General features: G+C 63.9%; 16 protein-coding genes. 10 read left to right on the forward strand and 6 right to left on the reverse strand.

Annotation, left to right across the window (positions count from 1 at the left end):
- Positions 1 to 106 precede the first annotated feature (106 nt).
- The 5 genes from C7401_RS12455 to C7401_RS12475 all read left to right on the forward strand — a co-directional run bounded on the left by C7401_RS12455 (position 107) and on the right by C7401_RS12475 (position 2755).
- On the forward strand, positions 107 to 805 hold the full coding sequence (locus C7401_RS12455) for a pirin family protein (protein ID WP_112171680.1): 699 nt from the start codon (positions 107 to 109) through the stop codon (positions 803 to 805).
- A 54-nt stretch (positions 806 to 859) separates the two neighbouring features.
- Positions 860 to 1282 carry a DoxX family protein gene (locus C7401_RS12460; protein ID WP_112171681.1) on the forward strand — a complete coding sequence of 141 codons (423 nt, stop codon included), beginning with the start codon at positions 860 to 862 and terminating at the stop codon, positions 1280 to 1282.
- Between the two features lie 106 nt (positions 1283 to 1388).
- Entirely contained in the window at positions 1389 to 1754 is a 366-nt protein-coding gene (locus C7401_RS12465; protein ID WP_112171682.1) for a nuclear transport factor 2 family protein, read from the forward strand.
- Between the two features lie 65 nt (positions 1755 to 1819).
- Entirely contained in the window at positions 1820 to 2419 is a 600-nt protein-coding gene (gene wrbA / locus C7401_RS12470; RefSeq protein ID WP_112171683.1) for an NAD(P)H:quinone oxidoreductase, read from the forward strand.
- Positions 2420 to 2539: 120 nt separating this feature from the next.
- On the forward strand, positions 2540 to 2755 hold the full coding sequence (locus C7401_RS12475; RefSeq protein WP_112171684.1) for a DUF3820 family protein: 216 nt from the start codon (positions 2540 to 2542) through the stop codon (positions 2753 to 2755).
- 314 nt (positions 2756 to 3069) lie between these two features.
- Here the strand turns inward: C7401_RS12475 and C7401_RS12480 are convergent, their stop codons facing one another.
- From C7401_RS12480 to C7401_RS12505, 6 genes are read right to left on the reverse strand one after another with little or no spacing between them, the layout of a single operon-like run.
- A complete protein-coding gene (locus tag C7401_RS12480; protein WP_112171685.1) occupies positions 3070 to 3402 on the reverse strand; it encodes a 4Fe-4S binding protein in 333 nt (110 codons plus the stop codon).
- 13 nt (positions 3403 to 3415) lie between these two features.
- Positions 3416 to 4972, reverse strand: coding sequence for an FAD-dependent oxidoreductase (locus C7401_RS12485; RefSeq protein WP_112171686.1), 1557 nt, complete (start codon positions 4970 to 4972; stop codon positions 3416 to 3418).
- Positions 4969 to 5832, reverse strand: a complete 864-nt coding sequence (locus C7401_RS12490; protein ID WP_112171687.1) for an ABC transporter permease subunit — start codon at positions 5830 to 5832, stop codon at positions 4969 to 4971. The genes C7401_RS12485 and C7401_RS12490 overlap by 4 nt, the downstream gene beginning before the upstream one ends.
- Positions 5829 to 6614 carry a taurine ABC transporter ATP-binding protein gene (locus C7401_RS12495; protein ID WP_373864436.1) on the reverse strand — a complete coding sequence of 262 codons (786 nt, stop codon included), beginning with the start codon at positions 6612 to 6614 and terminating at the stop codon, positions 5829 to 5831. Before C7401_RS12495 ends, C7401_RS12490 begins: the two co-directional genes overlap by 4 nt.
- A gap of 15 nt (positions 6615 to 6629) precedes the next feature.
- A complete protein-coding gene (gene tauA / locus C7401_RS12500) occupies positions 6630 to 7637 on the reverse strand; it encodes a taurine ABC transporter substrate-binding protein (protein WP_112171689.1) in 1008 nt (335 codons plus the stop codon).
- A 51-nt stretch (positions 7638 to 7688) separates the two neighbouring features.
- Entirely contained in the window at positions 7689 to 8096 is a 408-nt protein-coding gene (locus tag C7401_RS12505; RefSeq protein WP_112171690.1) for a RidA family protein, read from the reverse strand.
- A 204-nt stretch (positions 8097 to 8300) separates the two neighbouring features.
- Here C7401_RS12505 and C7401_RS12510 point away from each other — a divergent pair, with 204 nt between their 5' ends.
- From C7401_RS12510 to urtE, 5 genes are all read left to right on the forward strand, one after another.
- Positions 8301 to 9035, forward strand: coding sequence for a GntR family transcriptional regulator (locus C7401_RS12510; protein WP_258397013.1), 735 nt, complete (start codon positions 8301 to 8303; stop codon positions 9033 to 9035).
- Between the two features lie 433 nt (positions 9036 to 9468).
- On the forward strand, positions 9469 to 10011 hold the full coding sequence (locus C7401_RS12515) for an ANTAR domain-containing response regulator (RefSeq protein WP_258397014.1): 543 nt from the start codon (positions 9469 to 9471) through the stop codon (positions 10009 to 10011).
- Between the two features lie 416 nt (positions 10012 to 10427).
- Positions 10428 to 11600, forward strand: coding sequence for an urea ABC transporter permease subunit UrtC (gene urtC / locus C7401_RS12520; protein WP_112171693.1), 1173 nt, complete (start codon positions 10428 to 10430; stop codon positions 11598 to 11600).
- A 5-nt stretch (positions 11601 to 11605) separates the two neighbouring features.
- Positions 11606 to 12334, forward strand: a complete 729-nt coding sequence (gene urtD, locus C7401_RS12525) for an urea ABC transporter ATP-binding protein UrtD (RefSeq protein WP_372460467.1) — start codon at positions 11606 to 11608, stop codon at positions 12332 to 12334.
- A gap of 2 nt (positions 12335 to 12336) precedes the next feature.
- Positions 12337 to 13026, forward strand: a complete 690-nt coding sequence (urtE, locus tag C7401_RS12530; RefSeq protein ID WP_112171695.1) for an urea ABC transporter ATP-binding subunit UrtE — start codon at positions 12337 to 12339, stop codon at positions 13024 to 13026.
- Positions 13027 to 13070: the final 44 nt, after the last annotated feature.

Here is a 13070-nt window from a genome sequence, read left to right on the forward strand (position 1 = left end):
CAGGGCAATGATAGCTTGCCAGTCTGGAGATTGGCGTCGAATCATTGCGTGGATAGCATCTCTCCATCGCAAGCCTCATACGGGGCGCAAGAACGAGGAGGTTGCCATGCTGGAACACCGGCGCTGGGCATTGCTGGACGGAGCCGACTACGGCTGGCTGCGCGCGAAATATCACTTCGCGGTCAGCGCGCAGGGCAATGACGCGCATCGCGCGCTCGGCCCGCTGATCGTCTGGAACGACGACGAAATCGCCGTCGGCCGCGGTTTTCCCATGCACGGGCATCGCGACATGGAAATCGTCACCTACGTGCGCCAGGGCGTTCTCGGTCATCGGGACACGCTCGGCTCCGAAGGCACGATCCGCGCGGGCGACGTGCAGGTCATGAGCGCGGGCACGGGCATTCGCCACGCGGAGGTCAACCAGGGCGACGAGCCGCTCAAGGTCTATCAGATCTGGCTGCGCCCGCGCGAAGCCGGGGGCAAACCGGCATGGGACACGAAGCTGTTTCCGGCGCACGACCGCTCCGGGCGCTTCGTCGTGCTCGCGAGCGGCTTTCACGGCGACGCAGGCGCGCTGCCGATCCAGGCGGACGCACGTTTGCTCGGCGCGACGCTGGAGGCGGGCGAGCGCTTGCGCCACGCGTTGCCGATATCGCATCGCGCGTATCTCGTGGTCGCCTCGGGACGCATTGAGGTGAACGGCGAGCGCATGGACGCGCTGGACGGCGTCGCGATCTCGAACACGCAGGCGCTTGAGATCAGCGCTATCGAAGATTCTGAACTGGTGATGGTGGACGCCGGTTGAGCGTTTCTCTTTTCATTTTCCACCACCGGGTTGTATTCATTTCTGGAGAATTTCATGGATCGTTACAAGTTTCTGCCCTTGCTCGGGCGTGTCCTGATCGGCGCCCCGTTCCTGATGAGCGGGCTGGGCAAACTGGCCGCGCATGCCGCGACCGTCGGGTATATCGCGTCGGCCGGGCTGCCGGTTCCGTCGCTTGCCTACGTCGTCGCGGTGCTGGTGGAGGTGGGCGGCGGCCTGTTGTTGATGTCGGGCTATCGTGCGCGCTTCGTGGCGGTGGCGCTGGCGGTGTTCTCGGTGATGACCGCGATCTCCTTTCACCACAACTTCGCCGACCAGAACCAGATGATTCACTTCCTGAAGAACGTGATGATGGCGGGCGGCCTGCTTCAGATCGCGTACTTCGGCGCGGGTGCGTTCAGTCTGGACGCGCGACGCGAACGCGCGCTCCCGCATGCGGCCGCGTTGAGCGCGGGCTGAGGCGACGCAGGCCGGGAGCGTGCCGGTTCGGCCTGCCGGAGTCGATCGATTGATCAGGATTGGGAAATAAATGTCAGGCGATAACACATCGCAAAGGAAGCCCGTCATGGACGAACGGATTCACGACCTGCTGTATCGCAATCTTCAGGAGGTTTTTGGCGAGGGCGACGCCGCGCGACGTCGCACGGCCATCGAGGCGCTTTATACCGAAGACTGTGTGCTCCATGTGCCTCCGGGCGAATATACCGGGCACGACGCGCTCGACAAGTTTGCTGGAGCGCTTCGCGCGACGCACCCGCATTTTGCCTACACGCCGCACAGCAAGGCTCAGGCGCTCCAGAACGCAGGCCGGCTGGCATGGGGCTCGGGACCGCGCGGCGAGGCGCCCGAGTACACGGGCGTGGATATGATTATCGTTCGGGACGGAAAAATTGCGGCACTCTATGTGTTTCTGGATTCCACGCCTTCCTGACTACATTATGTTGTCCATGGCTTTTTAACGGCGGTCTCGCCGCCTGCGTGTAAAAGGAGAGGGAAATGTCGAAAGTCCTGGTGCTGTATTACTCAACGTACGGACACGTCGAAGCGCTGGCGGACGCCGTGGCCGAAGGGGCGCGATCGACCGGCGCCACGGTCGATGTGAAGCGGGTGCCGGAAACGGTGCCGGAGGAGGTGGCCAAAGGCGGCCACTTCAAGCTCGACCAGAAGGCGCCGGTTGCGAGCGTCAATGATCTCGCCGACTACGACGCGATCGTGATTGGCACACCGACCCGTTTCGGCCGTATCTCGTCGCAGATGGCGGCGTTTCTCGATCAGGCGGGCGGCCTGTGGATGCGCGGCGTGCTGAACGGCAAGGTTGGCGGCGCCTTCACCTCGACGGCCACCCAGCACGGCGGGCAGGAAATGACACTGTTCTCGGTCATCACGAACCTGCTGCACTTTGGCATGACGATCGTCGGGCTGCCGTATAGCCACCAGGGGCAGATGACGCTGGACGAGATTGTCGGCGGTGCCCCCTATGGCGCGACGACCATCGCCGGGGGGCAAGGTCAGCGGCAGCCGAGCGCCATCGAACTGGAGGGCGCACGTCATCAGGGCGAACTGATCGCGAAGACTGCCAACAAGCTGTTTGGTTGAGCTTCGATGCGCTAATCGTTGTGTTGGCGTGTGAACGGGACGCTCGCATGCTCGGCGAGCGCCGTCCCGTGCGCGGGTGCCGGGCTTTCCGGTGTGGGAAACCGTGCAACAATATGCGACATGCAACTTCCAGACCTTGAACGTCTCGTCACCCTCGCCATGCCCTTCGGCAAATACAAGGGCCGGCTCATTGCCGACCTGCCAGGGCATTACCTCAACTGGTTTGCCCGCGAAGGCTTTCCGCAGGGCGATATCGGCCGGCTGCTCGCGCTGATGCACGAGCTGGATCATAACGGGCTGAGGGAACTGCTCGAGCCGTTGCGCAAGCGCGGATAGGAGCGGGGCAGACGCACGCTTCGAGAGCAACCGTGCGTGAGTTTTGAACCGCCTTGAATTGAACGTCGCGCTCCAAGCCGTCTTTCAGACAAAGACGGTCGAGCGCCTCGGCAGCCGACGGCCCGCCCGTCAAAGCTGGGCGGAATCCGTTCGGGTTGCTAAATGATGAGCGACGACCTCACTCGCTTATCGATGTCGTAATCGAAGTATTTCTTTTGCAGCGGGTCATACGTCCCATCTTTGCGGATCGCTGCGATTGCAGTGTCGACGCTCTCCGAGGCCGTGCTGGCCGCCGAGAGCACGAGCCTCAAAGCTTAAGTCACCCCAATCTCAAACAACCGATGTGTCTCATCGCGTTCCGTACCGGCTGCGCGCGCCCGCACCCAGCCGAGCGAGCGGCCGTAGCCGCCGAGCGACCCGCCTCGCACGAGTTGCGCTTCGTCCACGGCAACGTGCGCGTCCGCGAACGGGTGCACATACAGCGCGTCAGCCGGGCAATACAGCTCGCACATGAAGCAGGTCTGGCAGGCGTCGGGGCGTGCGATGACGGGAATGCCTCCCTTCACCGCATCGAAGACGTTGGTCGGGCAGACATCCACGCAGCGGTCGCAGGCGGTGCAGCGCGATTCACTAAGGAGTTCGATCAAAACAGTCGTCCGGTCAGTTGGCGGCGGATTCGGCAACGGCACGCCAGCGCACCGCAGGTTCCTGCACGCCGCCGATCAGCAGGCGGCGGGCGTCGTCGCTGCATAACGGAAAGTCCTCGCGCCGGTGCAGGCCTCGTGTCTCGCGCCGCGCCAGCGCGCTCGTGTACGACAGCTTCGCCACGTAAAGCAAGGCGCGGGCGCTGCGGCGAGCGGCAAGCGACGTGTCGACGTCGGGGCGCGCAACGAGCGCATGGTCGATGGTGCGCAACGCGGCGGCAAGCCGCCGTTCGCTGCGAAACAACTGCACGGCGATCGGACGCACCTCGCGTTCGAGCGTCTCGGCGGCGGCGTGCGGATCGCTCGTCGCGAGTTGCGCATAGTGAGCATCGAAGTCGATAGCGCGGGTTTCGCCAAGCGTCTTCGCGAAGCGGCTCGCCGCCTCGCCCGTCCAGCTTCCCGTGGCAATGGCCCACGCCCCGTTCGGCGAGCCGCCGCCCGTGCGCGCCCCGACGATCGCTTCGCGCGATGCCGCATCGCCCGCCGCATAGAGGCCGGGCACATCGGTGCGTCCATCGGTATCGACGAGACGAATGCCGCCGGTGCCGCGCACCGTGCCTTCGAGCCGCAGGCCGACAGGAAAGCGCGTGCGGAACGGGTCGATGCCCATCCGGTCGTACGGCAGGAAGGCATTGGCCTGGCCCGAGCGCAGCCAGCGTTCGATGTCGGGTGTCGCGCGGTCGAACACGGCGAACACGGGCTCGTTGACCAGCGTTCTCGCCACGGGAATGAAGGCGTCTTCCTCGTCGATATGAACCGGCCTGCCGTCGCGCGTCGAATAACTCGCCCACACGAACGGCAGCCCCTTCGTGACCGACGAGAACGCCGCCGTGAGCCCGTACTGGCTGGAGAATTCCATCCCCGAAAAGAGCGCGCCTGCTTCCGCCGCCGCAAGATGGCCGTCGCCCGTGCAGACGTTGGTACCGAGCGCGCCGCCCAGAAACGCGCAGCCGCCGGTTGCGATCACGCAGGCGTTCGCGCTCACGTGCCAGCGCGACCCATCGCGACGCACGCCGAACGCGCCCGTCACGCGGCCTTCGCGCTCGTCGCGCACGAGCCCGAGCAGCGGCGCGTGGTCCAGAATCGTGACGCCGGCGCGTTTGATCTGCTGACGCATGAAACGCATGTAATCGGGACCGCGCAGCGTGGCGCGGTTGGGCGTGCCGTCGTCCTTGCGCGCAAAGGGATAGCCGAGGGTTTCGAGCCGTTGCAACTGGCGCGCGGAGGTTTCGAGCACGCGCGAGGTCCACGACAGTTCGCTCAGTGCGCCGCCGCTGCGATAGCGCTCCTCGAAATGGCGCGCATGGTCCTCGGGGTCCGGCACGTACCAGACGTTGTTGTTCGACGCGGCCGCGGCGCCGGACGTGCCGCAATAGCCCTTGTCCGCGAGCACGACCGTCGCGCCGCTGCGTGCCGCCGTCAACGCGGCCCACGTGCCCGCCGGACCGCCGCCCGCGATGAATACGTCGGCGCGCAAGGCGATGTCGTTCGCCGGATCGTGTGATGCGCTCATGCGTGTCCATCCCATGGCACGAGTGCCTTTTGTACGCGCCGCAGACCCCATTCGATCGAGGCCGCGATCAGCGCGATCACGATGATGCCCATGATGACCACGTCGGTCTCCAGAAATTGTCCGGCGGACTGGATCATGAAGCCGAGTCCGCGCGTGGCCGCAATGAGTTCGGCCGCGACGAGCACCGACCAGCCCACGCCCAGCCCGATGCGGATGCCCGTGAGCACGTCCGGCGCGGCGGAAGGCACCACGACGTAGCGCACGATCTGCCAGCGCGTGGCGCCCAGGGCTCTGGCGCCGCGAGTGCGTCCGGGCTTCACCCGGCGCACGCCCTGTTGCGTTGCGATCGTGAGCGGCGCGAAGATCGCGAGCCAGATGAGCAGCACTTTCGACGGCTCGCCGATGCCGCACCAGATCACGATGAGCGGCAGATAAGCCAGCGGCGGAATAGGCCGGTAGAACTCGATCAGCGGATCGACGATCGCCTGCGCGACGCGGTTCATGCCCGTGAGAATGCCCACGGGGATCGCCGTGACGATCGCGAGCAACAGCGCCGCGAGCATGCGATCCAGGCTCGCGAGCGTGTGCTGGAGCAGGGTGGCGTTGCTGGAGCCGTCGGTGGCCACCGTCACGAACTTCTGCGCGACGGCCGCGGGCGACGGCAGGAACACGGGGCTCACGAGTTGCAGGCGCGCGGCGAGCGCCCATGCCGCGATCAACACGACCACGGTGGCCGCGCTGATGCGGCGCGATCCTGCGAAGGCGCCGCGCGGCGCTCGCGGCGCGCGGTGCGCGCCGGTGGGCGCCGCGGTCTGCGCCAAAGCGGAAGGCGCGCGCGCCGGATGATCCGCTGCATTCATATCTTTTCTCCCTCGTCGGCGAAGAACGCGGTTTCGAGTTCGTCGCGCAGGCGCCCGAACGCCGGATCGTTACGGATTGACCGCGCGCTTTCCCCCGCCGCGAAACGCTGCCCGAAATCGAGCGCGCGCACCGACTCGATGCGGCCCGGACCGCCTCGCATCAGCACCAGATCGGTCGCCATGAAAAGCGCTTCAGTGATGTCGTGCGTGATCATCAGCATGCCCTTGTCGTAACGCGTCCAAAGCTGCAACAGATACTCCTGCATGCGCTGGCGCGTGAATGCATCGAGTGCGCCGAGCGGTTCGTCGAGCAACAGGTAGCGCGGGTCCACGGCCAGCGAGCGCGCGAGGCTCACGCGCTGGCGCATGCCGCCTGAGATCTTCCACAGCGGGTAATTCGCGTAGCTGGCGAGACCGGTCAGCGCGAGCAGCGAGTCGACCTTCTCGCGCTGCGCGTCGCGCGGCACGCCGCGAAGCTGCAAGCCGAATGCGATGTTCTGGGCGACGTTCTGCCAGGGCAGCAACGCGTCGTCCTGCGAGACGACGCCGCGATCCGCGCCCGGTCCCGCAATGGCGACGCCATCCAGCGTGACCTTGCCCGCCGTGGGCGCGATGAACCCGGCGATCACGTTGAGCAGCGTGGTCTTGCCGCATCCCGAAGGACCGAGCACGACCGTGAAACTGCCGTCGCGCAGATCGAGATCGATATTCGAGAGCACCGTGTGGTGCGCCGGGCCGGCTTCAAAGTCGACGCAAACGGATTCGACGCGGATCATCGCTATGTCTTTCGCCTGTGCTTACTGTTTGATCGCCTGCTGCACATAGGCGGCAGTGACGGTCGGACGATAATCGGGCAGCAGCGTGTCGAGGCGCTTCTGGCTCTTGAGGAACTTCGAGGTGTCCGCGAGCGCGGTTGCCGTGCCGCCGCCGAGCAGTGTGCTGCCGGGTTGCTCCGCGAGCAGCGGATACGTTGTACCGTGCAGCAGCGGCGGCACGTCGGCCGGGTCCGAGCCGCTCACGCGCGCGATCGCCGCCACTTCCGGCGAATTCGCCGTCCAGTTCGCGCCGTTCTTGCGGTAGTCCTCGTTCACCTGACCCGTCACCCTGGCGAAGCTCACCAGAAAGTCGGGATGCGCCTGGGCGAAGTCCTTGCGCGCGACCCACGCGAGGAACGTGGGCGAGCCCCACTTGCGCACCTCGGCCGAGGTGGTGAAGATCTTGCCGGTCTTCTGGATCTTGCCGAGCGCGGGCTCCCAGACATACGCACCGTCGATGTCACCGCGCTGCCATGCGGCCGCGATCTCGGGCGGCGCGAGGTTGAGGATCGTTACGCGATCCTCAGGAATATTCCAGTGCTTCAGCGCGGCGAGCAGGCTGTAGTGGGTGGTCGAGACGAACGGCACGGCGATCTTCTTGCCGATCAGGTCCTGCGGCGTATTGATGTTGCTGCCGTTGCGCACGACGAAGGCTTCGGCGGAGCCGATTTCCGCCGCGACGAAGAACGTTTCGATCGGCAGGCCGCGCGTGACCCCGGCGGCCAGCGGACTGCTGCCCGTGAAGCCGACCTGCACGTCGCCCGAAGCCATCGCGGCGATCACGTCGGCGCCCGTGTTGAATTTGCGCCAGTTGATCTGGTAGCCGCTGTCCTTCTCGTAGCGTCCGCTGGCCTGCGCGATCTTGGATGGCTCGATGTCGGTCTGATAACCGATGGTGACCGTCTTGTCGGCCGCGTGTGCAGGCGACAAGCCAATGAGCGCTGTGGCGAACAGCGGAGCGACGAGTCGAGCGAAAAGCCGTGTATTCATTGCATGAATTCCTGATGGATAGGCAAAGGCCGTTTGAGCGCGGGGCAGCCCTCAGCGCGCGGAGTACAACACGACATCGATCTCGACACGCGCGTCGCGGCCCAGTTGCGCAACGCCGATCGTGGTGCGCGCGGGCAGCCGCGCCGCGTCGCCGAAGTGGGCGTCATAAACGCGGTTGAACCCGGTGTAGTCGCCGTTGAAGTCGCGCAGGTAGATGCGCACGAAGACCGTATCGGCCAGCGTAAAACCCGCGTGCCCGACGATCTGCACGATGTTGCGAAAGCACAGTTGCGCCTGGGCCTCGATGCCTTCGGGCAAGGGCTTTTCCGGCGTGTCGGGGTCGACGGGAAGCTGGCCGGTCACATAAAGCCATCCGTTGGCTTCCACCGCATGGCTATAGCGCGCGGACGGCGGCGGCGGGGCAGCGGAGGGCGACTGATGAAACACAATGGCAGACATGACTTTCCGGCTCCCCGAGCGGCTTGAATGCGGCGTTACGGTGACGTCGTTGTTATAACAACGCGACGATGAGGCGAGTATAGATTTGCCTCTTTTGGCCCCCAAGCGATCATTTCTGACATGCTTATCTGGCCATCGGGTTTGGATGTTTGGCACAATGGAACACGCATTCCTGTATTGCCCCTTTCACCTGCTTGCCTATTGATGACACGAACCCGAAAATCGACCGGCCCGCTTTATGAGCACGTTAGCGAGACCTTGCATGCGCGCATTCTCGACGGCACCTATGCACCCGGCGCGCGTTTGCCAACCGAGCATGCGCTGTGCGAGGCGTATGGCGTCAGCCGCATCACGGTGCGCCAGGCATTGGAGCGACTGCGGCAGGAAGGACTGGTCGAGAAGGTCCACGGGCAGGGCACCTTCGTGCGCAGGTCGCGCGCGGCGCAGAATATCGGTGCGCTGCAAAGCTTCTCGGAAGCAATGACGCCGCTCGGACACCGCGTGTCGAACCGGGTCGAGAGCGCGCGGTTCGTGTGCGTCAACAGCGAGTTGACGCGCCGTCTGCAATTGGGCGAGGCAACCCAGGTGGCGGAAATCCAGCGTGTACGCATGCTGGACGGCGCAGCGGTGTCGTTCGAAGTGACGTACGCGGCGCGCGAAGTGGGCGAGACGTTGATCGCCGCGGACCTCGACGCTCGCGACATCTTTCATGTGATCGAGGAAAGCGGCGTGCGAATCGGTCACGCCGATCTGTCGATTCGCTCGATGCCTGCCAGCGAAGCGGTTGCAGCGGCGTTAGGCGTGGAACCCGGCAGTGCATTGCTTGGAATCGAGCGACTCGTGTATGACCGCGACGGTACGCCGGTGCTTTTCGAGGCGCTGAGTTATCGCGGCGATGCGTTCCAGTATCAGTTGCGGATCGATCGCGCGAAGCGCTAGCTGCTGCGTGCCGCTTCGCGTTGGCATACGAACCGATCATCACATTGCTTATGCTAGATCATTAGCGTAAGCAGCGGTTCGCGGGGCCTTTCGCAAGTCGTCGCCATACCCCGAATTAGTGTTGCGTCCGATTTACGTCCTGTGCATACTACGCGCTGATCGAACGGGGCGCTTCGCCCGCGCCCGAGAGGTCGATTTCACAACGATCTCGCGCAATTCCGCGGTTTTGTACTGCCATCGAATCGGAAGCGGAAAGCGTCGCGCAGCCTCGCAGCATGTTTGAAGCATGCCGCCGAGGCCACATCGAACGAACCGCGGCCGGTTGTCGGCGCTTTGCGCCACTTGCAGTTCGTCCTGAGGTGCACCGATGAAGCGCCATCCTTCGCCAAACACGTCTCAAGGTCTCCGTGATATACGCTCGCTGAAAGCGGTCGTGGTGCATCCGCTGGATCAGGACGGCGAGGAGTTGATGGCGCAGCTTCGGCGCATCGGCAGTCGCGTATGCCGCTTCTGGCCCGCGCCCGATGCGTTGCCCGAAGGCACCGACATCGTCTTCATGGCAATCCGGCCCGAAACGATTTCGAAAGCGTTGCCCTGGCTCGAAGGGCCGGCCGCGCATCCCGTGATACCCGTCGTCAGTTACGAGAACCCGATCTTCATCGAGATCGTGATCAAGCTGAATGCGTACTGTGCCGTGCCGTCGCCGGTTCGGTCGTCGGGCGTGTTGACGGCGATTGCGGTATCGCTGCATCAGCACAAGAGCCGCGTCGCGCTGGAGCGCTACGCGCAACGCGTGACCGAGAAGTTCGCGGATCAGCGCAAGATTCAGCGCGCGAAATCGATACTGATGGAAACGCGCAATCTGACCGAGCCCGAAGCGCACGATCTGTTGCGCTCGCGCGCGATGGGTCAGCGGCAATCGCTCGAAGCCGTATCGGACACGATCATCAAGGCGCACGAAGCGTTGAACTTCTGATGGGAAGCGGTGGCCTGTGCTGTTCGCTAAGGATGCACCGTGCACGATAAGTGTGCTTCGTATCGCCATGATGGGGAGCGCGGGATTTGATTGACTGCGTGATTGACCACGCAAACCCACGCGGTATGGCGTTCAGCCAATTGGCACAGCTTTTGCGTCTAACCCGTTACTCATGTGAGATGTGAGGCTACGCAGCCTCGCACTTGCAGTTGCATTCCGTCGTACACGACAAAGGCGTCGTGGGCGACACAGGCCACACAAGCCCGACAGCCAGACTCGCTCTGGCTTCGGGCTTTTTTTTCGCCCGCGCTCAGGCAGGCACCCACAGACATGCGGGGCACGGGCGTCGCACGACGTTGATTCATCTGATCCGAAGGAATCGATATGGACTCTTTGCAACGAGGCATCGCGGCGACATGAAAAACCTTCCTCTTTCTTCCGCGTCCGGTGAGGCCGGCAATGCGCCGGTTCCGACCGCGCCGGGCGCCCGTATTGGCTTGCTGGTCGAGCGTCATTCGGTCTTGATTCTCGCGCTGCTGCTGCTGATCGCCGTGCCCGCCTTGACGGGCGCTTTCCGGCTCGGCCTGTTCGCGAAGTATCTGAGCTTCGCGTTCTGCGCGGTCGGTCTCGTGCTGACATGGGGCTACGGCGGTATTTTGAGCCTCGGACAAGGCATTTTCTTCGGCCTCGGCAGCTACATGATGGCGATGTACATGAAGCTGGAGGCAAGCGCGAACGACCCCGCGGCGGCCGTATTCGGCGGGGGCGCCACGGTGCCGGACTTCATGACGTGGAACAGCATCGACAAGCTGCCGTGGTGGTGGGTGCCGTTCGAACACGCCTGGTTCACGCTGCCGATGATCATCGTGTTGCCCGCCCTGGTCGCCTTCGTGTTGGGCTACGCGAATTTTCGCAAGCGCGTGGGCGGCGTGTATTTCTCGATCGTGACGCTGGCGCTCGCCTCGATCATGTCCATCGTGATCATCGGCCAGCAAGGCTATACGGGCGGCGTGAACGGCATCACCAATCTGCCGACGTTCATGGGCTACAGCGTGCAGAGCAACACGGCGACGCTCGTGATGTACTACGTGACGGTTGTGCTCCTGCTGTGCGCGGTGCTGGCCGGCCGCTTCATTCTGAAAAGCCGTCTCGGCAAGGTGCTGATCGCGATTCGCGACCGCGAAGACCGCATCCGCTTCTCGGGCTACGACCCGGCGCTGTTCAAGGGCTTCATCTTCGCGGTGGCCGCCATGTATTCGGCGATCGGCGGCGCGATGTTCACGCTGCAAGTGGGTTTCGCATCGCCTTCGGTGTGCGGCATCGTGCCCTCGATCGAAATGGTGATCTATGCCGCGGTGGGCGGGCGTCTTTCGCTCGTTGGCGCGGTGTACGGCACGGTCATCATCGGCGCGGCGAAGAGCTATCTGTCCGAGAACTTCGTCGGTTTCTGGGTCTATTTCATCGGCGCGCTCTTTATCTTCGTGCCCATGCTGCTGCCCAAGGGGCTTGCCGGGGTGGTCGACTGGCTGCGCGAGCAGCGGCCCGCGCGTCGCAACGGTGCGCCCGGCGCGCAGGAGGCCACGCAATGACGTCGATGATCCTGGCCGTCGAGGGCCTCACCGTATCGTTCGACGGCTTCAAGGCCGTGGACGACCTCAACTTCTATGTCGAGGAAAACCAGCTACACGTCGTGATCGGCCCCAACGGAGCGGGCAAGACGACGCTGCTCGACATGATTTGCGGCAAGACCAAGCCGACCTCGGGCACCATCGAATTCAAGGGCATGTACCTGGAGAAGATGCTCGAATATCAAATCACGCGGGCGGGCGTGGGACGCAAATTCCAGAATCCTATGGTGTACGAAGATCTTACGGTTTCGGAGAATCTGGAAATCTCCTATCCGCGCAAGCGCGACGTGATCGGCAGCCTGTTCTTCCACCGCAGTCAGGTGGTGATCGACGAAATCGACCGCGTCGCGCAGATGATTTTCCTGAGCGACCAGCTCGATCGCAAGGCCGCGTTGCTCTCGCACGGCCAGAAGCAGTGGCTCGAAATCGGCATGCTGCTCATGCAAGACCCTGAACTCCTGTTGCTCGACGAGCCGGTGGCGGGCATGAGCGCGCGCGAGCGCGAACTGACGGGCGAATTGCTGAAGACGATCGCGCAAGGGCGCTCGGTCGTCGTGATCGAGCACGACATGGAGTTCGTGAAGTCCGTTGCGCACAAGGTGACGGTGCTGCACCAGGGCAAGACGCTGGCCGAAGGAAAAATGGACGTGGTCCAGAACGACCCGCGCGTGATCGAAGTGTATCTGGGACATTGACGATGCTGAAGATCGACAACCTGAATGTCTTTTACGGCGAAAGCCATGTGCTGCACGATCTGAGCTTCGACCTGTCGCCCGGCGAAACGGTCGCGGTGATGGGCCGCAACGGCATGGGCAAGACCACGCTGCTCAAGTCGCTGATCGGCATGATCGCGACCCGCAGCGGCAAGATCGAGCTCAACGGGCGCGAACTCGCGAAGGCGAAGAGTTACGAGCGCGTGGCTGCGGGCTTCGGCTTCGTGCCGCAAGGGCGCATGATCTTTCCGTACCTGAGCGTCGAGGAAAACATTCTCTCGGGCATGGACCGGTTCAAGCGCGCGGAGATTCCCGAGTACATCTACGACGCCTTTCCCGTGCTTTACGACATGCGCGCGCGGCGCGGCGGCAACCTCTCGGGCGGGCAGCAGCAGCAACTGGCTATCGCGCGCGCGCTCGTGTCGGAGCCGAAGGTGCTGATTCTCGACGAACCGACGGAAGGCATCCAGCCGTCGATCATCAAGGACATCGCCCGCGCGCTCAATCGCCTGAAGAAAGAGCGGGATTTCGCGCTGATCGTGTCCGAGCAGGTGCTCTCGTTCACGCTCGACATCGCCGACCGTTTTCTCATCATCGAAAAAGGCCGCTTCGTGCATAGCGACACGCGCGCGAACGTCGACGCGGACCGCATTACCCGTTACCTGACAATCTGAAGCCGTTCGAAGCGGTTGCAGCGCCGCCGGCGCACAGGGCAATG

Origin of the sequence: Paraburkholderia unamae (genome assembly GCF_003268775.1) — a bacterium.
GTDB lineage: Bacteria > Pseudomonadota > Gammaproteobacteria > Burkholderiales > Burkholderiaceae > Paraburkholderia > Paraburkholderia unamae.

Coding starts and splice junctions, on each gene's coding strand:
- C7401_RS12490 (WP_112171687.1), bottom strand. CDS start 5,832: ATGAATGCAGCGGATCATCCGGCGCGCGCGCCTTCCGCTTTGGCGCAG.
- C7401_RS12455 (WP_112171680.1), top strand. CDS start 107: ATGCTGGAACACCGGCGCTGGGCATTGCTGGACGGAGCCGACTACGGC.
- urtC (WP_112171693.1), top strand. CDS start 10,428: ATGAAAAACCTTCCTCTTTCTTCCGCGTCCGGTGAGGCCGGCAATGCG.
- C7401_RS12460 (WP_112171681.1), top strand. CDS start 860: ATGGATCGTTACAAGTTTCTGCCCTTGCTCGGGCGTGTCCTGATCGGC.
- C7401_RS12485 (WP_112171686.1), bottom strand. CDS start 4,972: ATGAGCGCATCACACGATCCGGCGAACGACATCGCCTTGCGCGCCGAC.
- C7401_RS12505 (WP_112171690.1), bottom strand. CDS start 8,096: ATGTCTGCCATTGTGTTTCATCAGTCGCCCTCCGCTGCCCCGCCGCCG.
- urtE (WP_112171695.1), top strand. CDS start 12,337: ATGCTGAAGATCGACAACCTGAATGTCTTTTACGGCGAAAGCCATGTG.
- urtD (WP_372460467.1), top strand. CDS start 11,606: ATGATCCTGGCCGTCGAGGGCCTCACCGTATCGTTCGACGGCTTCAAG.
- C7401_RS12510 (WP_258397013.1), top strand. CDS start 8,301: ATGACACGAACCCGAAAATCGACCGGCCCGCTTTATGAGCACGTTAGC.
- C7401_RS12465 (WP_112171682.1), top strand. CDS start 1,389: ATGGACGAACGGATTCACGACCTGCTGTATCGCAATCTTCAGGAGGTT.
- tauA (WP_112171689.1), bottom strand. CDS start 7,637: ATGAATACACGGCTTTTCGCTCGACTCGTCGCTCCGCTGTTCGCCACA.
- C7401_RS12475 (WP_112171684.1), top strand. CDS start 2,540: ATGCAACTTCCAGACCTTGAACGTCTCGTCACCCTCGCCATGCCCTTC.
- wrbA (WP_112171683.1), top strand. CDS start 1,820: ATGTCGAAAGTCCTGGTGCTGTATTACTCAACGTACGGACACGTCGAA.